Genomic DNA, 22,032 nt, shown 5'->3' with positions numbered 1-22,032 from the left:
CCTTAAGCTTTTCCCATTACAGTGGGAAAGGCTTTTTTCTATTCGTGTGTTTGAATCACATCAAAAAAGGATAAAGATGAAACAGATACAGAAAGGAGAATGAACAATGAAAGTATTGGTTGCTGGAGCAAACGGACATACAGGGAGACTTGTCATTCGATATTTAAAAGAAAAAGGACATGAGCCGCTTGCTCTCATTCGAGATGAAAAACAAGCAGATGCGCTAAAAGAACTTGGTGCAGCGCCTGTCATCGGTGATCTTGAAGAGGATGTGACAGATGCTGTGAAGCAAGCAGAAGCTGTCATCTTTGCAGCTGGTTCAGGCTCAAAAACAGGTGCAGATAAAACCATCGCTGTTGATCAAGAGGGGGCAAAACGCCTCGTTGATACAGCCAAAAAAGAAAATATTCAGCATTTTGTGATGCTGAGTTCTTATAATGCCGACGATCCTCATCAAGGAAAAGGACAAGGCAGTATGGAGATTTATTATGAAGCGAAAAGAAAAGCCGATGAACATTTAAAACAATCTGGTCTTTCTTACACCATTGTGCGGCCAGGAGCACTGCTGCATGAGGAGAAGACAGGGAAAATAGAAGCGGCGGCTCATATTCCAGACGATCGTGACATTGAGATTTCCAGAGAAGATGTAGCCACTGTCTTAGTGGAAAGCTTAACGGAATCCAATGTGAAAAATAAAGCCTTTGACTTAATCAAAGGTGATACACCAGTAGAAGAAGCACTTCGCAATCTTTAAATGAAGAAAGCTGCTGCCAAAGGCGGCGGCTTTTTTGATGTTTTCATTTCGCATGGAGCGGGAAGGTAAAGAGAAAGGAGTGATTGACCGTGAGCTTAACGAAAGAGCAAAAAGCTGATTTATATGAAAGACTTATTCAATTAAAAGAAGATGTGAAAGGATCAAAAAAGAAAGAAGAATCCATGCTGGTCGAATCGAATGAGATTTCAAATGGTGTTGGAAACCATATCGCAGATCATGGGAGCATCTATTTAGATCGTATGACCGAACAGACGCTGGATCAAGTCGATGATCAGCTCGAAGGTGAAATTGATGCGGCGCTTAAGCGGATGGAAGACGGAACATATGGAATTTGTGAAAAAACAGGAAAAGACATTCCATATGAACGTTTGAAAGCAGTACCCTATACTCGTTATTCAATTGATGCAAAGAAAAATGAAGAAACCAATCAAGATCCAAATGAATTTGACCGTTCGTTCTCTGAGCAAATGCGTGATTTAACAAATAGAGAAACAATGGATCAATTACATTCAGATACGTATGAAAGGCTAGAAGAAGAGCAAGATGTTGATGTAGATGAGGAAAAATAACATGATGAGAGGAAATTATGTTTTCTCAACATAATGTTTTTCCCCGTCTACATGGACAAATATCTTGTATACATGAGTATTTTTTTAGAAAAAACATATCTTGAAATTTAATAAACTTTCGTGTAGTATAGTTTAAAGGCTGCGATGTGCGTAATGTTAATTAAGTTTTAACCTTTAAGCTGTAATAGGGAGTTTTATATTGAAGCCGGAATGTCACGCCTCCTTCGAGAGGAAGACAGGAACGTTTCTGCAAACACCCACTTTGAGGAGTGGTGGTTTAAAACTTTCTTACTTAGATTACGGCATCCGCAGCTTTTCCTAGGATGATTCAAGCCATTTTCCATTTTTGGAAAATGGCTTTTTATTTTGTCCAAAATACGATTTTGAACAGACCGAATGTGCATGTACGAATGTATGTTAAAATAGACAAAACAAACGACGGAGAGGGAATTGGATGTTACAACAAGCAGAAGCACTTCTTAAACAATATTATGGCTTTGATGCTTTTAGACAAGGACAAAAACAAGCCATTGAATCGATTGTGAATAAACGGAAGGATACGGTCTGCATTATGCCGACAGGCGGAGGGAAATCGGTTTGCTACCAGATTCCAGCCCTTATGATGGAAGGAACGACAATCGTTGTATCTCCGCTTATTTCTTTAATGAAAGATCAGGTTGATGCGTTAAATGAGATGGGAATACGATCGTCCTTTTTAAATAGTACACTTTCAACAGGTGAAATGAATACAAGGCTGAAAAGATGTGAACAGGGGGAGTATGATTTGCTTTATATCACCCCTGAACGCTTACAAAATGAACGTTTTTTTCAGCTGCTTGATCGATTGACGATTCCTTTAATGGCTATAGATGAAGCGCACTGTATATCTGAGTGGGGACATGATTTTAGACCGAGCTATCGCTTTATACAAGAATGTGTAAACAAGCTTTCAAAAAGGCCTGTTATTGTAGCATTAACAGCCACTGCTACAAAGAAGGTCCAACAGGATATATGTGAGCAGCTTGGCATGGACGAAGAAGAAACAATCTTTACTGGTTTTGCTAGAGAAAATTTGTCTTTTCAAGTGGTGAAAGGGCAAAACAGCGACCACTTCATCACACAATATATGAAGAAAAACAGTCTTGAGTCAGGCATTATTTATACAGCCACACGAAAAGAAGCAGATCAAATTTATCATCGTCTAAAAAAGCAAAAGATCAAAGCGGGCGTTTATCACGGAGGATTAGATGATGAAGTGAGAGAAGAACAGCAAAATCTTTTTTTAAATGATGATATTCAAGTAATGGTAGCTACATCTGCATTTGGTATGGGGATTAATAAGTCTAATGTACGTTTTGTCATTCATCATCAAATTCCAAGAGATATTGAAAGTTACTACCAAGAAGCAGGACGTGCCGGGAGAGACGGGCTTGAAAGTGAATGCATTTTGCTGTTTTCACCGCAAGGCGTACGCGTGCAGCGCTTTCTCATTGAACAATCAACAGAAGATGAAGTACGGTATCAGCATGAATTGCTCAAGCTGAGACAAATGGTAGATTACTGTCATACGGAACAGTGCCTTCAGCAATTTGTGATGGACTACTTTGACCAATCATCAAGTGCCCCTTGTCAAAAATGCAGCAACTGTCTAGACGAGAGAGAGCGTGAAGACGTCACGAGAGAAGCACAAATGGTTTTGTCGTGTACCGTTAGAATGAACGAACGATTCGGAAAAATGATGATTGCTCAAGTATTAGCCGGCTCTAAAAACAAAAAAGTGCTTGATTTTGGTTTCGACCGGCTTCCTACTTATGCTTTAATGAAACAGCATTCAGCCCAACATATCAGTGATTTCATTGAATTTTTAATTACGGAAGAGTATTTACACATGTCTGAAGGAGCTTTTCCAACACTAAAAGTGACACAAAAAGGAAAGAAAGTGTTAGTGGGGCAGGAGACCGTCTATAAAAAGCAGGCGATAAAGGCAGAAGCTATTCAAGAAAATGATGCATTATTTGAGCAGCTAAGAATGGTCAGAATGAAGTTGGCAAGAGAACAGGGCGTTCCGCCATTTGTTGTCTTTTCTGATCAAACATTGAAGGAAATGTCAGCAGTAGAGCCTAAAACAGAAGAAGAACTTTTAAATATTAAAGGTGTCGGCGCACAAAAAAGAGAGAAATATGGAGATGTTTTTTTAGAAGAAATTCGTTTATTTATAGAAAAAGAGAAAAAATAAAGAGTTTGAAGAAGGAAAATAAATTTTTTTTCGTTTCACTTGGACGCGTTTTCATCATGATGATTTCCATCCCTACAAAACCTTGATATGATGCGGAATTGAGCCATTTAGTGGGCTGATTTACCAATGGAGAGAGATGTTTCATGTAAAGGAACTGTAATCTAAAACATATCGTTTTGTTATTGAAATGACATTTACATATGTTACGATAGCACTCGTTAGCCGCCATAAAAAGCTAACAAGGGAGGATTTACTTTATGAAGAAGACTATTATGTCCTTGGTTGCTGTTGCAGCAATCTCAACAACAGCATTAGGAGCACAGCAAGCTTCTGCAAAGGAAATCACTGTACAGAAAGGTGATACACTTTGGGGAATCTCTCAAAAAAATGATGTGTCTCTAAAGGACCTAAAGGGTTGGAACAATTTATCTACAGACATGATCTATGTAGGAGATAAATTGACAATCTCTTCAAAAGAGAAAACTCAGGAGCAGTACAAAGTCCAGAAGGGGGACAGCCTCTGGAAAATCGCTCAAAAATTCAATGTGTCAATTAGCGATATTAAGTCTTGGAATAACTTAAACTCAGATATAATTATGATTGGTTCAACACTAAGTGTTGCTGGTCAAAGCTCAGCTCCGGTAAGCTCAGAACCTGTTCAAAAACAGGCACCTGTCCAAAAAGAGCAAACAACGAAAAAAGCTGCTCCTAAAAAGGAAACAGCTAAAGCAGAATCATCTTCTGCTAGTCAAAGTGTTCAAAAAGAAATGACTGTAACGGCTACGGCTTATACAGCAAATGATGGTGGCATCTCAGGTATCACTGCAACAGGGGTAAACTTAAACAAAAACCCAAATGCAAAAGTAATCGCAGTAGATCCTAATGTCATTCCATTAGGAAGTAAGGTTTATGTTGAAGGCTACGGTGAAGCCATCGCAGCAGATACTGGCGGCGCAATTAAAGGTAACAAAATTGATGTACACGTACCAAGCAAATCCCAAGCTAAAAATTGGGGCGTAAAATCAGTCAAAGTGAAAGTACTTAACTAGTAGTCTATTGTTTTTGGAAGAAAGCATCAGGTGGCGGCCTGATGCTTTTATTATACCTTTTTTTGGCCGGAAATACACATATTTTTCTGAAAAATTCGCATTTTCGACAAAAACCAGCGTATAAGCCCATCTCAACGCTGGTTTTTGTGTCGTTAGCTGTCCACCCAATAAATTTCTCCGCTTTGCTCTTTCCAATTAATTTGGACATCAAAATGGTGTTTTTCATAAAAATGAATCAGGCGGTCCACATGGTTCCAATCTCTTTTGACGAGATCCCCAGTAATGACTGGAATGTTTTGCTCTCTTGCGATTTCTTTTAAATGCTTCATACAGATGGATCCATAGCCATTATCAGGCGGGCCTTTAATATCGGCAATGTGAATCTTTCCTTCTTCAGGATATTCCGCGATCAAGGAAAAATCAGATTGTCCGCGAAAAGCTTTTTCACAATCGCTTAACATGATTTTGCACGTATCTGCATTCTCAATTGCAGAGACGATCATCCATTCATCTTCCTTCGCTTGATCAATGCCAATAATCTTTGCTTTTTTTGAAATATCTTTTATATTTTCTTGCATTCGATACATTTGGAACTGCAACTGCTGTAATTCTTGCTCTAATGTCTTCACATCTTTTGTTGTTTCCTGTAAGATTGACAAGTCTATTGCTCCTTTCATAGAAGAGTTGATAAAAACCACACAAATTCCCATTCTAAAGGAAGTGAGTGGATCTTTCAAGCCGCTAGAAGGCAGGCAATCGGCAAGTTTGTCTAAAATTCGACGAAGACAGCGAATTCATTGACTTTAGAGAGAAAGTTAAATAACATACTCTTAGTCGGAACTAATAAAGAGAGGTTTTCAAACATGAACGAACAGAATCAAAAACCGAAAAATTTCACCGGCATTGTTGTCTTTTTAACAATTGCCATAAACGGCTTAATTGCTTTATTATTTTTCATGCCAAAAACAGATAAATTTAGTCATCTGGATATTACATTTCTGCCGTTACTGAATGCCGTGATGAACAGTTTTACGTTTATCTTTTTACTTTCAGCGCTCATTATGATTAAACAAAAGAACATTAAAGCCCATAGACGATTTATCTTTGCGGCTTTTTCAACAACACTTGTCTTTTTAATTTCGTATGTGACGTATCATTCAATGGCAGCTGATACACACTTCGGGGGAGAAGGAATCATTCGTCCGATTTACTTCTTTATTCTCATCACACATATCGTCTTATCTGCCGTCATTGTACCGCTTGCACTGATCACTCTCTTTAGAGGCGCACAAATGCAAGTCGAACGTCATCGTAAAATTGCCAGATGGACCATGCCTCTTTGGCTCTATGTCAGTCTAACAGGTGTCATCGTATATATTATGATTTCTCCATACTACAGCTAACGTATGTCCATCTGGACATACGTTCTTTTATTTACAAGATGAAGTGCTTTGGATAAAATGGGAATTGGGTATCCGACTTGCACGGTATCTTCCCACCTATAGAATCACATCATGTCTGGCCGTTTGCTCGTTTGGAGAACACAATTGAACGAAACGGGGGTTATATGATGACTGAACAATTGCAGTACAAACCGGGGCTTGAAGACATTGTGGCAAGCGAAACGTCAATTTCGTTCCTAGATGTCCAGCAAGAAGAAATTGTGATTCGCGGTTATGACCTCATCGGGCTGGCACAAAACAAGACGTACTTAGAAACAGCCTATTTGCTCATTTATGGAAGATTACCAGATGCAATGGAATATCACCAATTTCAGCAAGATATTTCCTCACAAACAAGCTTACATCCAACCATTCAAACCATTTTGACAAAACTGCCAAAAACCACTCACCCAATGGATGCCATGAGAACGTGTTTATCTGCTCTTGCAGGGTACGATGAACAACTGAATGATCGATCAGAAGCATGCCAACAAGCGCGTGCTGTTCGATTACTTGGCCAGCTACCAGCGATTGTTGCGGGAAGCTATCATATTCTCACACAAGACACCACACCTACTCCAGACCAGACCAAATCCTACACTGAAAACTTTCTAGCGATGTTAACAGGCCGCACTCCGGCACAAGACGAAATCAAAGCATTTGACCAAACACTCACGCTTTATAGTGAGCATGAGCTGCCGAATTCAACATTTGCAGCAAGAGTCATTGCATCTACTCATTCTGACATGTATGGTGCTTTTACTGGAGCGATTTCTTCATTAAAAGGTGACTTACACGGAGGCGCAAACGAAGCAGTCATGCACATGCTGCTCGAAGGCAAAACAACAGAAGGTTTCCTTTCGCTCATCGAACGTAAATTAGCCGCAAAAGAAAAAATGATGGGCTTTGGACACCGGGTATACATGAGAAAAATGGACCCAAGAGCGGCTCTTTTAAAACGATCGTTGAAAACGCTTACCGAATTAAAAGGAGACACGACGCTTTATGACATGTGCGTCGCAGGCGAGGCATACATGAAAGAAAAGAAAAACCTCTATCCAAACCTTGATTATTACGCAGCACCTATTTATTACGTGCTCGGCATTCCTATTTCACTTTATACACCGATTTTCTTTGCTGCGAGAGCAAGCGGATTAGCAGCGCATGTCATCGAGCAGCATTCACACAATCGGATTTTTAGACCGAGAGTAAGGTATTTAGGACCAAGAGGATTAAAAGTCTCAAATGATGATGGAAAAACGGGGGAATGAATATGAATAAAACAGCAGTAGCCAATCAAACAGATCAACTATTAGAAGATATCGCAGCTTATGCCGTGGATGGAGAAATTACGAGCAAAGAGGCCATTGAAACAGCTCGGTATGTACTCATGGATACACTCGGCTGCGGAATGCTGGCGCTCAACTTTCCAGAATGCACGAAGCATCTTGGACCAATCGTACCTGGAACTGTTGTCCCTAACGGAGCAAGAGTGCCCGGCACTTCATTTGTGTTAGATCCTGTTCAAGCGGCTTTTGATATTGGCTGTATGATTCGCTGGTTAGATTATAATGACACGTGGCTTGCACAGGAGTGGGGCCATCCCTCAGATAACCTAGGCGGGATATTGGCTGTAAGCGATTATATCAGCAGAACACGCCTTGCAAACGGAGAAGAGCCGCTAACGATGAATGACGTACTGCATGCGATTGTAAAGGCACATGAAATACAAGGTGTGCTTGCTTTAGAAAATTGTTTGAATCGAAATGGCTTGGATCATGTTCTTTTTGTCAAGGTGGCATCAAGTGCAGTCGTTTGTGCAATGCTTGGCGGAACGAAAGAAGATGTACAGCATGTATTATCACAAGCATTTGTGGACAATTCACCGCTTAGAACGTACCGGCATGCCCCAAACACAGGATCAAGGAAATCGTGGGCAGCAGGGGATGCCACAAGCCGTGCGGTGAGACTGGCGATGATGACATTGAAAGGAGAAATGGGCTATCAAACGCCCCTCAGTGCAGAAAAGTGGGGATTTGAAGACGTGTTAATGAAAGGAAAACCACTCACACTTGCCCAGCCGCTCGGGTCATATGTGATCGAAAATGTACTCTTTAAAATTGCCTATCCAGCAGAATTTCATGCGCAAACTGCCGCTGAGGCCGCTGTCATTCTACATGACGCGGTAAAAGACCGTTTAGATGAGATTGACAGGATAGAGATTACGACACATGAATCAGCCATTCGAATTATTGATAAAAAAGGACCGCTTTACAACCCGGCAGACCGTGACCATTGCTTGCAGTATATTACAGCCATTGGGTTAATCTATGGTGAGCTGACCGCTGATCATTATGAAGAAGAGACGGCGCAGAATCCGCTCATTGACCGTTTGCGTGATCAAATGATCGTGAAAGAAGATAAACGGTATACAGAAGACTATTTAGATCCGAAAAAGAGATCAATTGCAAACTGTGTTCAAATCTTCTTTAAAGACGGAACGATGACAGATCGAATCGAAATTGAATATCCGCTTGGTCATCGTAGAAGAAGGCAGGAAGGGATCCCGCTGCTTGAAAAGAAATGGGTGTATCATTTGAAAACGAGATTTCCACAAAAACAAGTCGATCAAATTGTTTCACTTTGTCAAAATCCCAATCAATTAAAAACAACGACAGTACCAGCATTTATGGACTTATTTGTCATATAAGGGGGAGCTAGTGTGTGGATCGTGAATGATGAAGTAAATCAAGCTGACTTAGCCGCAGCTTTTAAAGAGCAAATGCACAAATCCGCTTTATTTCAAATTCCAGGCGTTCACGATGGAATGTCTGCGCTCTATGCGAGGAAAATGGAATTTCAAGGGCTTTATTTATCGGGTGCCGCTTTTTGTGCAAGCAAAGGGCTTCCTGACCTTGGTATGATTCATTCCACTGAAATGGCGGAAAAGGCAAAGGAAATCATTCGAGCTTCTCAGCTGCCTCTTTTGGTTGATATGGATACTGGCTATGGCGGGGTATTAAATGCAGCCAGGGCAGCAAAAGAAATGGTGGAGAGCAAGGTAGCGGCTGTTCAAATTGAAGATCAGCAAATGCCGAAGAAATGCGGACATTTAAACGGAAAATCACTCGTTTCTGTAGAAGACATGATGGCGAAAATCAAAGCGATCAAACAAGCGGCTCCTACACTTCTTGTCATCGCAAGAACGGATGCGAAGTCAGTAAACGGGATGGAGGATGTCATTCACCGGGCGAATCTCTATCTAGAAGCAGGAGCAGATGCCATTTTTCCTGAGGCGCTGATTACAGCAGAAGATTTCACGTATGCTTCAAACAATATAAAAGGGCCGCTTCTTGCAAACATGACGGAGTTTGGAAAAACACCTTATTATCATACAGACGAATTTTCTATGTTTGGCTTTCAAATGGTGATTTATCCTGTGTCATCCCTGAGAGTTGCTGCAAAAGCGTATGAGCGTTTATTTACAGAGATTAAGGAAAAGGGGACGCAACAGGGGATGCTGGAAGACATGCAAACGAGAAAAGAGCTATATGAAACGATTCATTATGATGAATATGAAGAAATGGACCAGCGTTTAGCCAAAACGATCCTGCCGGAAATCGGGAAAGAGTATTCATAAAATGAAAAGCACTTCCGTTTAGGAAGTGCTTTTTTTTACGATGATGGTGTGGATGATGAAGCCAATTTCATCTTTTCTTCAACTGTTTTCGTTTTTTCTTTTACTTTTTCAGCATAAGTGAAATCACCGTAGCAATACGGATAGCGGAAGTTATCTTTGTCGCCCCCGCATGTATAGACTTCAGGGTTTCGCTTCACTTGCTTTTTGGAGTATTGCTTTGCCAATTTTTCGGAATGTTTTCCCCCGTTTTTTGCAACAAAATCAATATAGCCGATTCCCATGTTATAGCTTTGAATAATGGTTTCCAAATCAACGCCTTTTTTCTTCCCATGCTTGTACATGGTCGAAAAATGATGGACTCCTTGTTTAATGCTTTTCTGAGGGTCATTGATTTCATTTCGTTTCAAACCAAGAGATTCAGAGGACTGCATTGGATCTCCGCCTCTGCCTTTTGATTCTTGATACATCATACCGAGAATTAACGCGGTATATTGATCTAAATCTTGATCTCTTAACTCTGTTTCTACAAGCGGTTTGTAATCATCCAATCTCGACAAAACAATTGATTCCGTATCAATCGGCAGCTTTTTTAACTCCTTTTGATTAAAGGAAATGACAATGGCCGCTAATACGCAAACAAACAGAAAAATCGTGAAACAGCCTGAAATGGCAAAACATCCTGTTTTTTTCTTTTTCAAGGTCAGTTCACCCCTGTTTTGCCCCGCTTTTAAAAGGGAAGTACAGCCTTTATATTATGCCATATCCTGCACAGGATACCAAGTGAAAACCTTATATTCAATCATAGCCAAACGTAAATTCTGTTCTTGTTTTCAGTCTATAGCAGAAATAAACAAAACCGATCATGAGCCACACCATGCCAATGATTAATGCATTTGTACTGATGCTTGTTAAGAGCCAAATACAAAAAGCCGTTCCGCAAAGAGGGATGATGGCATACCTCAGTGTGTTTAATACACCTCTTTGTTTTTGTTTGATGAAATAGTAAGCGAAAACAGACAAGTTAACAAACGTAAATCCAATTAATGCCCCGAAGCTGATAAACGAGTAAATGACCTCAAGCTCACCAACAACTGCGGTTAACGAAAAAACACCAATTAATAAAATATTAAATACAGGCGTTTTCAATGTTGGGTGAATATAACCGAAGAAACGCTTTGGTAATGATTGATCTCTTCCCATCGCATACAAGAGTCTTGCGGCACTCGCATGTGATGATAGGGAGGAAGAGATGACAGCGACCATGGTGCCGGCTAAAAAGAATGAGTGGAGAAACGCTCCGCCCACAAATTCCGCAATTTCAAGTGATGCCGCATCTGGATGCTTGAACTGTTGAAAATTTGGAAACACCTGCTGTAAAAAGTAAGAGGTAAGGGTAAACAGCACACCTCCAATAGCGACCGTTAAAAATATGGCGAGAGGAATCGTTCTTTTTGGCTTAATTGTTTCCTCAGACATGGTCGAAATCGCATCAAATCCTAGAAAAGAAAAACATAAAATCGTTGCGCCGGAAAAAATAAGGGCGGGATCTAAGCTCGCTGAATAAAACGGACGGGTTGACAGTAACTCTCCCGTGCCTGCATGCTGCGTGAGCCCATAAATAATAAACCCAACAAATGTAACAGCGACAATCACCTGAAAGGTCACAAATAGCGCTGTAATGTTGGCTGTAAGACGTATACCGATTACATTGACAGTCGTTATGGCGATAGCAAGTATGATGATCCAAATGTAATGAGGTACATCAGGAAAGGCTGCGGTTAAATATGCACTTCCGATTGCAAAATTCACCATAGGCAAAAATAAATAGTCTAGCAATAGTGTCCAGCCTACAAGAAAGCCAACGTGAGGATGAATACTTTTTTGCGCGTATGTATATGCAGATCCTGCTTTTGGAAAAGCCTTCACCATATTCCCATAGCTAAGCGCTGTCAATAGTAATGCCAGTAAAGTAAAGATATAAGCTGCAGCAACGTGTCCTTTCGTCAGCTGAGCAACAATGCCGTATGAATCAAATACGACAAGTGGGTCCATATAAGCAAGCCCGATCACAACAAGCGGAAAAACAGTCAGGCTGCGTTTTAGTCTTGGCTCTTCAGTCAATTTGCCTATCAGCTCCTCTAAAAAAATGAATAAATAATGCTCATTTTAAAAAGAATGCTACCACGTGTCAATGCTATTTGAATAAATCTTTTTTCAAAAGGTGTGGAAGCTTTGCATGCTACACGTTTTGGTATATGATGATACATAGAATAAGTCGTGAGTTGACTGACAAGAAAGGTGAAGCGGAATGAAGGAAGAACTGAATACAAATCAAGAACAGGAACGGATGGAGCTGGACGAAGAAAGTCTATTTCTTGTCTCCCAAACATTTAAAGCCTTATCTGATCCGACGCGTATTCGTATTCTGCATTTGCTGTCTCAAGGTGAACATTCAGTAAATGATATAGCAGAAACACTAAACCTTATGCAATCAACCGTATCTCATCAGCTGCGCTTTTTAAAAAATCTTCGTCTCGTGAAATCTAGACGAGCAGGGACCTCGATTTTTTACAGTCCTGAAGATCAGCATGTGATGGAAGTGCTTGAACAAATGATACACCATGCACAGCATGATTGAGAAAAAACCTTCCTACTTTTATATAGGAAGGTTTTTTATGCATGATGTACTTGGGTTGATCGTTTATTTGCTTTCATCATTTGATAAGAAAACACAATATAGTAAGCCGCTAGAAGGAAAAAGCTGAGTATTGTCAGCGCATCATCGCTGACAATATGCTGATACAATTCAACGATATCCATTTTGGTGATCGCATGTGTTGTCAGATTGACCGATTTAAATGCAAGCCTAGATAAAAACAAACATAAAATAAAGCTTTCAATCCATTTACTTGTTTTCATATACAGCCGGCCATTTTCTAATTTCATCTGAATCGTCTGATAGGCGTGGATGGCGAGACTGCTCCCGAAGATCATGCCAATGACGGCATAGATAAAAATACTGTGATTTTGCCATCCTTCTGATAAGAGAATAAGGGCAGTCAGACTAAATACATACATTCTCATGAAAAGATTTACCGGGCGCACAAGCTGATAGCGTCTCATTCGATTCATTCGAATGATGATCCAGACGAGCATGACGATCCCGATCATGAACAACTGCCATACGTGATATGTCATGATGCAACCTCCTCCTGCACAGGCAGGGATGTAAACGAATGCTGGCTGTTACTTATCATTACCATTCTTTCTTTTTTTATCAAATCAAAACCTATATTTATGAAAAAGAGGAAAAGTCATGAAAATCGATCGCATTTTGTCCATTGTGATGATACTGATTAGCAAACGGCAAGTACAGGCGAAAGACCTCGCTGAACTACATGAAGTGAGCGTAAGAACCATATACCGTGACATTGATACGATTAATCAAGCGGGGATTCCAGTTGTCACAAAACAAGGCGCAGGGGGTGGAATTTCACTCGTTGACGACTATCGTCTAGAGAAAAAATTATTCACCGATGATGATATTGAACTGATTTTAACAGCTCTTGAAAGCATTACGAGTGCATACACCTTTAAAGAAAGTGAACATGTACTAAAGAAAATGAAATCCCTGATCCCGCCTCAAAATGAGAAACAGCAACATGTCTTTATTGATTTAAGCTCTTGGGGGAAAGACAGCTACTTAGAAAAGAAGCTCCAGCTCATTCATACCGCTGCCTCAGCGCATCAATATATCCAGTTCACCTATCGCAATGCAAAAGGCGAAACACTTCCTAGAAAAGTAGAGCCTTATACACTTGTCTTAAAAGGAAGACACTGGTATTTGTATGCGTATTGCTGCGTGAAAAAAGCGTTTCGTCTGTTTAAACTCAAAAGAATGTCAGACCTTATCACGCATTCAGTATCTTTTCTTCCTAAACGAATAAAAAATGAAGACAAGCCTTGGAATGATTCTTGGCATGAAGAACCTTCCGTCAGTACACTAACGCTCAGGTTGACTCAAGATTTTGTTGGTAAAGTGAAGGAATGGATAGATGAAAATGAATTCACCGTATGTGCAGATGGTACGTATCTTGCCACAATCACTTTGCCTCAGGATGATTGGTTATATAGCTTTCTTTTTTATTTAGGGCCAGATGTCGAGATTGTCTCTCCGCTATCCGTTCGGGAAGCATTTGATCTAAAGTTGAAACAATTTCAAAAACCAAAAGGAACTTGACACAATGTTGTCAGGTTTCTTTTTATATGATGGAAAAAAGGAGATGAGAATGTATGTACGATATCGTGATTTTACAGAAACAATGGATCAAGGGATTATCTGTTCGAACAACAAATGAAATGGAGCAAACAAACGAGCGGAAGATTGCACCGCTTTGGCAGCAATTTTTCACGCAGCAGCTCGACGGAGGCCATGCGCCAGTCATAGGGCTGTATTCAGATTATGAAAAGGATGAAAATGGCGCTTATTTGTTCACAGCGGGGCAATTGGTTGACCAGCAGCTAGCACAAGATGCAAAAGAGATTCCAGGCTCCACCTACGCAAGATTTCAAACGAGAAAGGGCCCGATTGAAGAGGTTGTGTTTGAAACATGGCAGCAGATTTGGAGTTGGGATCAGCGTTATTTGCGAACATATACTGGCGATTTTGAATGGTACGACGAACGATCAATTGATCCAAAAGAAGCGCAAGTTGATATTTATATTGCAGTCGATGAAAAAATAGTTGCTAAAACTAATACTATTAGTTAATATAAAACTAACGACATTAGTTTTAGGGGGAAACAAGATGAGATTGACAACATTTGACCGTTTGCACCAGCTTACACTCATGCCACGTATTTTTCCGGTAAATTGTTATGTATTTGAGGAAGAGAATGAACTCATCTTAATTGATGCAGCTTTGAAAATGGCAGCAAGCTCGATAATTGAATTTGCACATCAATTAAACAAACCCATTAACAAAATTATTCTGACTCATAGTCATATGGATCATATTGGCGCACTAGATGAAGTGAAAAAGGCTTTTCCAGAGGCAGTTGTTTATTTATCGAAACGAGATGCTCGCCTGTTTGCTGGCGATTTCTCTTTACTTCCTGGTGAACCGAAGAAAAAAGTCAAAGGCAGTTTTTCAAAAGACATTCTCACAAAACCAGACGTGCTTGTTGAAGAAGGGGACGAGATTGGGTCACTTAAAGTCATTGCCACACCAGGACATACACCAGGAAGCATCTCTTTATACGATGAAAAGTCAGGGGTTGTCATTGCGGGTGATGCAGTTGTGACAAAAGGCGGTTTATTTGTAACGGGTGAGTTTCGCTTCACCTTCCCATTCCCGGCTTTTGCCACTTGGGATGCAGAAACAGCACTAAAAAGCGCTGAAAAATTACTGGCACTTCGCTTGTCTTGTCTCGCAGCAGGACATGGTGATCTCATCATAGAGCCTGAGGCAAAGCTCAGAGCTGCTATCGAAAAAAGGAAGCATCAGCTACAAAAGGGAGGACAGTAAGCCATGTCTCCAAGAATGGGTATCACACAAGAAAAAATTGTTGAATCTGCCATCGAATTTGTCGATGAGGAGGGCTTTTCCGCTTTGACCATTGCTACATTGTCCAAACGGCTTAACATCAGACCACCATCTCTTTACAACCATATATCCGGTCTTCATGAAATACAGGCAGCTCTTGCTGTTAAGGGGCTGACAATGCTTTGTGAGGCCGGCAAACAAGTTACAGCGGGGCTGGAAAAAGAAGACGCTGTTTTAGCATTTGCAAGACAATATGTTCAATTTGTTCGTCAGCATCCCGGCCTTTATGAGGCTGCTTTTTCACATATGAATGAAAAAGAAGTCAGTGTGGCTGCAGAGAATCTTGCTGATTTTGTCCAATCCATCATGTCTCGTTTTGGTGTAAAAGAAGAGGACATGACGCATGTCGTCAGAGGGCTTAGAAGCTTACTGCACGGCTTTGGAGATATTTCAAACAAAAAAGGATTTCAACGGAAAGAACAGCTTGAAGATAGTGTGAGCTATGCGGTCCGTCTTTATATTGCAGGCATCAAAGAGCAAGAAGATCTGTCTCATTGACAGGTCTTTTTTATGTATCGAACTGATATGATGAAGGAGATGTAAACGAATCAAAACATTTTTTGGGCAAAAAACCAATAAAGATTTGACAGTTTTGTGAAACATGGTATGCTTATTATGTGAAATAATTCACATAGAGGAGTAGAGGCAGATGAAAAGAAAGCCTGTTTATGTGGAAACAACCATTCAAGCACCTATTGAAAAAGTATGGGAGTATACGCAAAATCCAAAGCTTCATGAACAATGGGATTTGCGATTTTCGACAATTTCATTAAATGGACCTAGTCATGAACAGCCCCAATCCTTTTTGTATGAGAAACACCTTGGATTCGGCATTAGTGTAACTGGGACAGGAGCGTATCGAACGAGCGTGAAGGATGAGCGTCATGAAAGAGCATCCTCACTTCAATTTAAATCATCACACCCTTTGTCTTTCATCAAAGAAGGCGGAGGGTATTGGAAATACATGAAAACGAATGATCACATTGTGTTTCAAACGCAATTTGATTATGAAACAAAGGAAGGAAAAGGGTGGAAATGGGCAGACCGGTTCTTTTTTCGGCCAATGATGGGGTTTATGACTGCCTTTAGCTTTGGCGCATTAAAGACGTGGCTTGAAAAGGGAACGCATCCCCGTTTGCTGCTAGAGAGAACACTTGCCCATTATGGCATTTGTTTGTTGTTTGCCATCGTCTGGTTATGTCAAGCGATCATTCCTTTTTCACCTTCTGCTTTTGATCATAGCACCGGATTTCGATTGTTTTATGCGCTATTAGGTGTATCATGGCTCATGCCTAAACTGCCAAAAAAATATATATTTATCCTTCAAAGCATTTTTCTGCTACTGGTGCTTGGTATAGGGATTTTATCGCCAGAAACGACTCTGCACGAGCCGCTGGTGCTGAGTGCATTTTTCATTTTATCCGTTGCAGGAATGATTAATTTAAAAGATTGTGTAGATGTGTTTTCGATCAAACGAAAAAGGGGAGGTAGACATGGTCGTTCATCATCATCAAGTAAAGGACTACGATAAGCTGCATCCAGCATTAAAAGAACGTTATAACCGCGCGTTTACGGCCGAAGGCATCATGGAGGAAATAGGAGGCGGGACAAAGCTCATCCGATTGTTATTCAAAGTCGGTCCATTGTTTCGCTGTTTTTTTCCTGAAAGAGGGCGAAATATTCCCTTCCAAATTGTGAACAAGCCTTTTACGACAAGTAAGGGAGAAGAAGGGATGCACTGGTTTCGAACGTTCTATTTTCCTGACAAGGAAAGACATTTTGATGCAGATATGATCATTGATCAGAAGAGCCATCAAGTACTAGACTACTTTGGAAAACCTAGGCTTCTTGTGTCAGAGCTTCATTTTACAGTCACGGAAAAAGGATTCTTGCACATTCAATCAGGTAAGCAAAAGTTTTTGCTGTTTGGGCGGGAGTGGCCGCTCCCTTCTTGGCTTTATGGTGAATCTGATGTAACAGAAGGGTACGATGAGCGTGCAGGTGAGTATACGATTGATGTTCAAGTGAAAAATCGCCTTTTTGGCACTCTTTTTACGTATAAGGGCCGGTTTACGGAAAGGGTGTCATCTCATGAATAAATGGCATTTGATGTGTAGCATCGTGTTGATGGCTTGCTTTCTCCTTACACGTTTGACGACAGCTCCCATACCAGAATTTTTTGTTTTGATTGCGATTTTATTTTTTCTTCCCGCTTTCTTACACTTTTTTTATCAGGAAGAGAAGAAACGGCAGCAGAAGGGGCTGATCGGCTTCATAATGAAAGCCTTTCCAGTAGCAGCTCTATGTGCAACAGGCGCATTCATTTATCATTCTCTTTGGCTTGCATTGGGATGGCTTTTCTTTACAATGATTCTGGCTTTATTTGGTTTCACCCGTTTGCTGAAAAGAGGAGCCCATCCGCTTCATGAGCTGATGATCGATGGCGCATGTATGTATATCGCTCTAGGTGGGCTTTGGTTCTGGCTGTACATAGCAGATATACAAGTGATGACATTTTCACCGATGATTGTTCTTTTGACCGCTATTCATTTTCATTATTCGGCTTTTTTTATCCCAATCTTTTATGGCTTATTAGGAAGGCAGCGGAAAAAAGAGACGACGCTATACAAAGTGGGTGGCTGGGTTATTTTATTGTCGCCAGTGATGATTGCTGTGGGAATCAGCTATTCTCGCCTGTTTGATACGTTCAGCGTCGTTCTTTATGTGATCGCACTTTATTTGTATGGAATTTTATGTATGACAACTTCTTTTCGTTCAACTGTCGCAAAAGGGTTCGTTGTGTTTTCTAGCATCATGTTAATGGGAACCATCGTCCTATCATTCCTTTATTCTACCGGAATGCTTTTACATGTTACCTACATCAGCATGGATCAAATGATTTGGTTTCATGGCAGTATCAATGCAAGTTTGGTTATTTTACCAGGTCTCATTGGGTGGTTGATTGAAAGACCAGCTGATCGATTGAAACAGAAGGATTTTCCGGTATCGAGAGTTCACGGTCGTTTTCAGGTCATGTCTTTTCAACATGACCACATGCAGCATGATGAGAAGATTGGTTTAGTCGATTCTCTTGACCAATTAAATGGAAAGGCATTTTCAGCAGAGAGTGTGTCACCTGTTATTCGCAGATTTTATGAGGACCCGATGTCCTTTACGTTAAAAGCAGCCGTCTGTTTTCATTGGTGGGTAAGGCCGTTTGTCTTTTTGCTTCAACCTGTTTTTAGACAAATAGGACAGCTCTATTTAGGGTCATCACGAATGCCATATGAAATGCCGGGGAGTCTTTCAAGATTTCAACATCCTCTTGAAGAAAGGAAGAATGTACGTGTGTGGATCAGGCGCAATGAGAAAGGCGAGCAAGTCTTTTATGCGCTCTATGCCCAGCACCATGATGAAGAGACAGTCTATATGAATATTGCTTTGCCGCTTCCTTTTTCACAGCTTACGGCTATTTTAAAACCTTTGAATGAAAAGGAAGATTTTCTATTAAAAAGTAAAAGTCCAAATGGCAGTACGGGTGATGAAGGATTGTATTTGCATACGTCTTTCATCACCATGAAACTGCCAATGGAAGAAAGCTTTCATATGAAACCGGAGACGGAAAAAAGTCTCACAGCAATTCATCAAATGAAGCTATTCGGTATTCCTTTTTTAACGATTCAGTATCAAATCGACAGTGAAAGCCACTCATCTTAATCAATGATGTCGCATGGTTCACCGTGACGAATGATGTTCACAATCGCTTGCCCATCACTCGGATGATGATCTGCATACTGTACTGGCAGTAAAGCAAAAAATACATAGTAGACTGAGAAGTAAGCAAATTGATAGAAAAATTGATGTTCTGGCAGGAAATCGTTGGCGATCATTGTGTTCAATATAAGAACACTGAGCAGGTTGCATAATGATCCGCCTAAGTAGACAAGAATGTGTGAGAAACGGTTATTTCTCCTCATTTCTTCATAGTGGCAAAATGCATCAAGAAAATAGATTCTTCTAATTTCAACGACGCCTATTTTCAATACTTTTTTGCCTCGGCCAAGCGCAAACGAAACCTTTGCTCCAAACAGCCAGGCGACTACAATATGGCCCAGCTGATGCAAGATGGCAACGATAGGAAGAATGACGAAAAACGACCAGCAAAACGTCCACATATCTGATAATGTAAACAAGTGTTAACCCTCCCTGAAATATTCGAGAGGAAGCAGTAGGATTATTTGCCATTTTACCGAATTCATTTTCATGATGCAAACATTTAATAGACTACTATAAAATGATTATGTAAACTAAAAAGGATTTTCAATCAATAGGCTTTTTAACCCTTTCTTTTAGAAGAGTAGGGTGTGCTACAATTAAGAAATTAGTGGAAAACAAGTGGTCATCTAGCAGAAGAAAAATGTGACCTTTTTTATGAAAGATTGAAAGGGAGAGAGATTCTAATGGCAGATATTGAACAGTTTTTAGCGTTAGACATTCGTGTTGGGACGATAGTAGAAGCAGAGTTCTTTGCAGAAGCGAGAGTGCCTGCTTTCAAGCTGAAGATTGACTTTGGGGATGAGATTGGCATAAAACAATCTAGTGCACAGCTGACAAAACGATATCAGGCTGAGAATCTCACTGGGAAACAAATTATTGCAGTGGTCAATTTCCCGCCAAGAAGAATTGCCGGGTTTAAATCAGAGGTGCTTGTCTTAGGAGGCATGCCGTCAAAAGAAGACGTTGTCCTGCTTGCCACCGATGAGCCGGTTGAAAATGGCACCAAAATAGGGTAAGAAAAAAGACATCTTCATCAGAAGATGTCTTTTGCGTATTGAGGCGGAATAACCACACGCCACATTCGTGTGTGTCTCAAAGAGACGTGTTACCCGACTTACACAATTCAGCTCATCGCTTGATTAATATAGCATGGGATTGGTATGAATGCAACCATTATTTGAGTTCTCTTTGTTTTTGGAAGATAAAAAGAAGGTTCATCTCCTCATATCATAGAAAAAATGACAAGAAATCAATTATTTGGATTATTTTTTCAAAAAATATTGAAAAGTCAGATCATATTTTATAAAATGAATTCATCTTAGTTTGTTTAATCGATAAACTAAGATGGCGATCATCTATTGTTTAAAGCACATGATTTGCTGCTATGTGGGCTAAGCTGAAAGAAAGAGCTGTTCAGCTTCATTTTTACAACGAATTGAAAGCGCTTTATTTTCGACCTATTGATTGCTGCTGCCCTGCACCATCTGTCCGTTAGAAGAGGCTAAGTGAAGAAGGGAGAAAACTCATGGTGAGTGAGAATTTAAAGAAGATTCGTATGTCTGAAAAAGTGGGGTATGCTTCAGGAGATTTCGCATGTAATTTAATTTATGCAACTGTCTCTACGTATCTATTATTTTTTTATACGGATGTGTATGGATTATCAGCAGCAGCAGCAGGGACGATGTTTTTGGTGGTTCGGGCCATCGATGCGCTTGCAGATCCGTTTATTGGGGCGATGGTTGACCGAACGAACAGCCGTTTTGGCCGGTTTAGACCTTATTTGTTATTTGGTGCGTTACCTTTTGCCGTTCTTGCCATTCTTTGTTTTACGACACCGGATTTTTCCGAAATGGGAAAACTCATTTATGCGTACATCACGTATGTTGGTTTATCGCTTACATACACGTTCATCAATGTTCCTTATGGTGCTTTAACTTCCGCAATGACAAGAAATAACCAAGAGGTCGTCAGTATTACGTCTGTTCGTATGCTTTTTGCAAATCTCGGTGGTTTAGTTGTTGCTTTTTTTGTTCCGTTTCTAGCGACGTTTTTGAGTGATACAACAGGAAATACAGCACTTGGCTGGCAGATCACGATGGCATTTCTCGGCGTACTTGGGGGCGGATTACTGATTTTCTGTTTTAAAAGTACGAATGAGCGCGTCACGCTTCAAAAGCCAGAGGAAAAGATCAAGTTCAGTGATCTCTTTGTCCAGTTACGAGTGAATCGTCCGCTTGTTGTGTTAAGCATTTTCTTTATCATTATCTTTGGTGTGAACTCGATCAGCAACTCAGTCGGGATCTATTATGTGACGTATAACCTCGGCAGAGAGGATTTAGTGAAGTGGTACGGCCTGATTGGCAGTCTGCCAGCTTTAATGGTGTTGCCGTTTATCCCTAAGCTACACAAGTTGTTAGGAAAGAAAAAGCTGCTGAATTATTCATTATTGCTGAATATTGTAGGCCTTCTTGCCTTACTTGTGATCCCGCCGAGTCAAATCACTTTAATACTTATTTTCAGGCTCGTTGCGGCTGCAGGGAGTATTACAGCAGGTGCTTACATGTGGGCACTCATTCCTGAAACCGTTGAATATGGCGAATATAAAACAGGGAAAAGAATGGGTGGACTGATCTACGCAGTGATTGGCTTCTTCTTTAAATTTGGGATGGCCTTAGGCGGCATCGTTCCAGGGCTTGTCCTTGACCGATTTGGTTATATTGCAAATCAAGTGCAAACACCAGAAGCTTTACTGGGCATTTTAATCACGACAACGGTGATTCCTGTATGCTTACTCATTTTAGCGATGGTTGATATTAATTTTTATAACCTAGATGAAGAAAAACATAAAAAAGTCATACGAGAGCTTGAGAATAGAGACAAGGTGTATATCGATCATATGGACGACTTTAAAATGTAGCTCTCTGAAAGAGGAGGAAATT

General features: G+C 40.4%; 23 protein-coding genes and 1 other RNA gene. 19 read left to right on the top strand and 5 right to left on the bottom strand.

Going from position 1 to position 22,032, the window contains the following annotated elements:
- The first annotated feature begins 106 nt into the window (after positions 1–106).
- From ASG46_RS09900 to ASG46_RS09885, 5 genes are all read left to right on the top strand, one after another.
- A complete protein-coding gene (locus ASG46_RS09900) occupies positions 107–754 on the top strand; it encodes an SDR family oxidoreductase (protein WP_007500715.1) in 648 nt (215 codons plus the stop codon).
- Between the two features lie 89 nt (positions 755–843).
- Positions 844–1,344, top strand: coding sequence for a TraR/DksA family transcriptional regulator (locus ASG46_RS09895; RefSeq protein WP_025207496.1), 501 nt, complete (start codon positions 844–846; stop codon positions 1,342–1,344).
- A gap of 133 nt (positions 1,345–1,477) precedes the next feature.
- Positions 1,478–1,663: non-coding RNA, 6S RNA (gene ssrS, locus ASG46_RS20525), on the top strand.
- Positions 1,664–1,798: 135 nt separating this feature from the next.
- On the top strand, positions 1,799–3,580 hold the full coding sequence (recQ, locus tag ASG46_RS09890; RefSeq protein ID WP_056704346.1) for a DNA helicase RecQ: 1,782 nt from the start codon (positions 1,799–1,801) through the stop codon (positions 3,578–3,580).
- A 257-nt stretch (positions 3,581–3,837) separates the two neighbouring features.
- Positions 3,838–4,629 carry a LysM peptidoglycan-binding and 3D domain-containing protein gene (locus ASG46_RS09885; RefSeq protein WP_007500712.1) on the top strand — a complete coding sequence of 264 codons (792 nt, stop codon included), beginning with the start codon at positions 3,838–3,840 and terminating at the stop codon, positions 4,627–4,629.
- Between the two features lie 152 nt (positions 4,630–4,781).
- Here the strand turns inward: ASG46_RS09885 and ASG46_RS09875 are convergent, their stop codons facing one another.
- Positions 4,782–5,288, bottom strand: coding sequence for a GNAT family N-acetyltransferase (locus ASG46_RS09875; protein WP_008346514.1), 507 nt, complete (start codon positions 5,286–5,288; stop codon positions 4,782–4,784).
- A 204-nt stretch (positions 5,289–5,492) separates the two neighbouring features.
- On the opposite strand from ASG46_RS09875, the gene ASG46_RS09870 reads away from it, so the two are divergent.
- From ASG46_RS09870 to prpB, 4 genes are all read left to right on the top strand, one after another.
- Positions 5,493–6,032, top strand: a complete 540-nt coding sequence (locus ASG46_RS09870) for a DUF420 domain-containing protein (RefSeq protein ID WP_008346516.1) — start codon at positions 5,493–5,495, stop codon at positions 6,030–6,032.
- 167 nt (positions 6,033–6,199) lie between these two features.
- Positions 6,200–7,342 carry a citrate synthase gene (mmgD, locus tag ASG46_RS09865; RefSeq protein ID WP_056704342.1) on the top strand — a complete coding sequence of 381 codons (1,143 nt, stop codon included), beginning with the start codon at positions 6,200–6,202 and terminating at the stop codon, positions 7,340–7,342.
- Between the two features lie 2 nt (positions 7,343–7,344).
- A complete protein-coding gene (locus ASG46_RS09860) occupies positions 7,345–8,781 on the top strand; it encodes a bifunctional 2-methylcitrate dehydratase/aconitate hydratase (protein ID WP_017359486.1) in 1,437 nt (478 codons plus the stop codon).
- Between the two features lie 12 nt (positions 8,782–8,793).
- Positions 8,794–9,711, top strand: coding sequence for a methylisocitrate lyase (gene prpB / locus ASG46_RS09855; RefSeq protein WP_056704340.1), 918 nt, complete (start codon positions 8,794–8,796; stop codon positions 9,709–9,711).
- A 35-nt stretch (positions 9,712–9,746) separates the two neighbouring features.
- On the opposite strand, the gene ASG46_RS09850 is transcribed toward prpB, so the two are convergent.
- Positions 9,747–10,409: a lysozyme family protein gene (locus ASG46_RS09850; RefSeq protein ID WP_017359484.1), complete on the bottom strand. Its 663-nt coding sequence runs from the start codon at positions 10,407–10,409 to the stop codon at positions 9,747–9,749.
- A 97-nt stretch (positions 10,410–10,506) separates the two neighbouring features.
- On the bottom strand, positions 10,507–11,832 hold the full coding sequence (locus tag ASG46_RS09845; RefSeq protein WP_017367435.1) for an APC family permease: 1,326 nt from the start codon (positions 11,830–11,832) through the stop codon (positions 10,507–10,509).
- Positions 11,833–12,019: 187 nt separating this feature from the next.
- On the opposite strand from ASG46_RS09845, the gene czrA reads away from it, so the two are divergent.
- On the top strand, positions 12,020–12,349 hold the full coding sequence (gene czrA / locus ASG46_RS09840; protein WP_007500691.1) for a Zn(II)-responsive metalloregulatory transcriptional repressor CzrA: 330 nt from the start codon (positions 12,020–12,022) through the stop codon (positions 12,347–12,349).
- 35 nt (positions 12,350–12,384) lie between these two features.
- Here the strand turns inward: czrA and ASG46_RS09835 are convergent, their stop codons facing one another.
- Positions 12,385–12,909 (bottom strand): hypothetical protein, encoded by a 525-nt coding sequence (locus tag ASG46_RS09835; RefSeq protein WP_056704338.1) that lies wholly within the window; start codon positions 12,907–12,909, stop codon positions 12,385–12,387.
- 118 nt (positions 12,910–13,027) lie between these two features.
- On the opposite strand from ASG46_RS09835, the gene ASG46_RS09830 reads away from it, so the two are divergent.
- From ASG46_RS09830 to ASG46_RS09800, 7 genes are all read left to right on the top strand, one after another.
- Complete coding sequence (locus tag ASG46_RS09830) at positions 13,028–13,951, top strand: helix-turn-helix transcriptional regulator (protein ID WP_046526861.1); 924 nt, start codon at positions 13,028–13,030, stop codon at positions 13,949–13,951.
- A 53-nt stretch (positions 13,952–14,004) separates the two neighbouring features.
- Positions 14,005–14,481: a GyrI-like domain-containing protein gene (locus ASG46_RS09825; RefSeq protein ID WP_056704336.1), complete on the top strand. Its 477-nt coding sequence runs from the start codon at positions 14,005–14,007 to the stop codon at positions 14,479–14,481.
- A 37-nt stretch (positions 14,482–14,518) separates the two neighbouring features.
- Positions 14,519–15,238: an MBL fold metallo-hydrolase gene (locus ASG46_RS09820; protein WP_025207489.1), complete on the top strand. Its 720-nt coding sequence runs from the start codon at positions 14,519–14,521 to the stop codon at positions 15,236–15,238.
- Positions 15,239–15,241: 3 nt separating this feature from the next.
- On the top strand, positions 15,242–15,814 hold the full coding sequence (locus ASG46_RS09815) for a TetR/AcrR family transcriptional regulator (protein WP_008346533.1): 573 nt from the start codon (positions 15,242–15,244) through the stop codon (positions 15,812–15,814).
- A gap of 151 nt (positions 15,815–15,965) precedes the next feature.
- A complete protein-coding gene (locus ASG46_RS09810; protein ID WP_056704335.1) occupies positions 15,966–16,847 on the top strand; it encodes a hypothetical protein in 882 nt (293 codons plus the stop codon).
- Complete coding sequence (locus ASG46_RS09805; RefSeq protein WP_017359476.1) at positions 16,810–17,415, top strand: DUF4166 domain-containing protein; 606 nt, start codon at positions 16,810–16,812, stop codon at positions 17,413–17,415. The genes ASG46_RS09810 and ASG46_RS09805 overlap by 38 nt, the downstream gene beginning before the upstream one ends.
- Positions 17,408–19,033, top strand: a complete 1,626-nt coding sequence (locus ASG46_RS09800) for a YndJ family protein (protein ID WP_056704334.1) — start codon at positions 17,408–17,410, stop codon at positions 19,031–19,033. The genes ASG46_RS09805 and ASG46_RS09800 overlap by 8 nt, the downstream gene beginning before the upstream one ends.
- On the opposite strand, the gene ASG46_RS09795 is transcribed toward ASG46_RS09800, so the two are convergent.
- A complete protein-coding gene (locus tag ASG46_RS09795) occupies positions 19,030–19,509 on the bottom strand; it encodes a hypothetical protein (RefSeq protein ID WP_007500681.1) in 480 nt (159 codons plus the stop codon). The genes ASG46_RS09800 and ASG46_RS09795 overlap by 4 nt on opposite strands.
- 267 nt (positions 19,510–19,776) lie before the next feature.
- Between ASG46_RS09795 and csaA the strand changes: the two genes are divergently transcribed.
- Together csaA and ASG46_RS09785 are read left to right on the top strand one after the other, a co-directional pair.
- The gene (gene csaA / locus ASG46_RS09790) at positions 19,777–20,109 is read left to right on the top strand and encodes a chaperone CsaA (RefSeq protein WP_017367427.1); all 333 of its coding nucleotides are present in this window, start codon (positions 19,777–19,779) and stop codon (positions 20,107–20,109) included.
- Positions 20,110–20,618: 509 nt separating this feature from the next.
- Positions 20,619–22,010, top strand: coding sequence for an MFS transporter (locus tag ASG46_RS09785; protein WP_007500679.1), 1,392 nt, complete (start codon positions 20,619–20,621; stop codon positions 22,008–22,010).
- Positions 22,011–22,032: the final 22 nt, after the last annotated feature.

Origin of the sequence: Bacillus sp. Leaf49 (assembly GCF_001426125.1) — a bacterium.
Classification (GTDB): domain Bacteria; phylum Bacillota; class Bacilli; order Bacillales; family Bacillaceae; genus Bacillus; species Bacillus altitudinis.
Note: the sequence above shows the minus strand (reverse complement) of the source record. Positions and strands in the feature narration are given on the sequence as shown.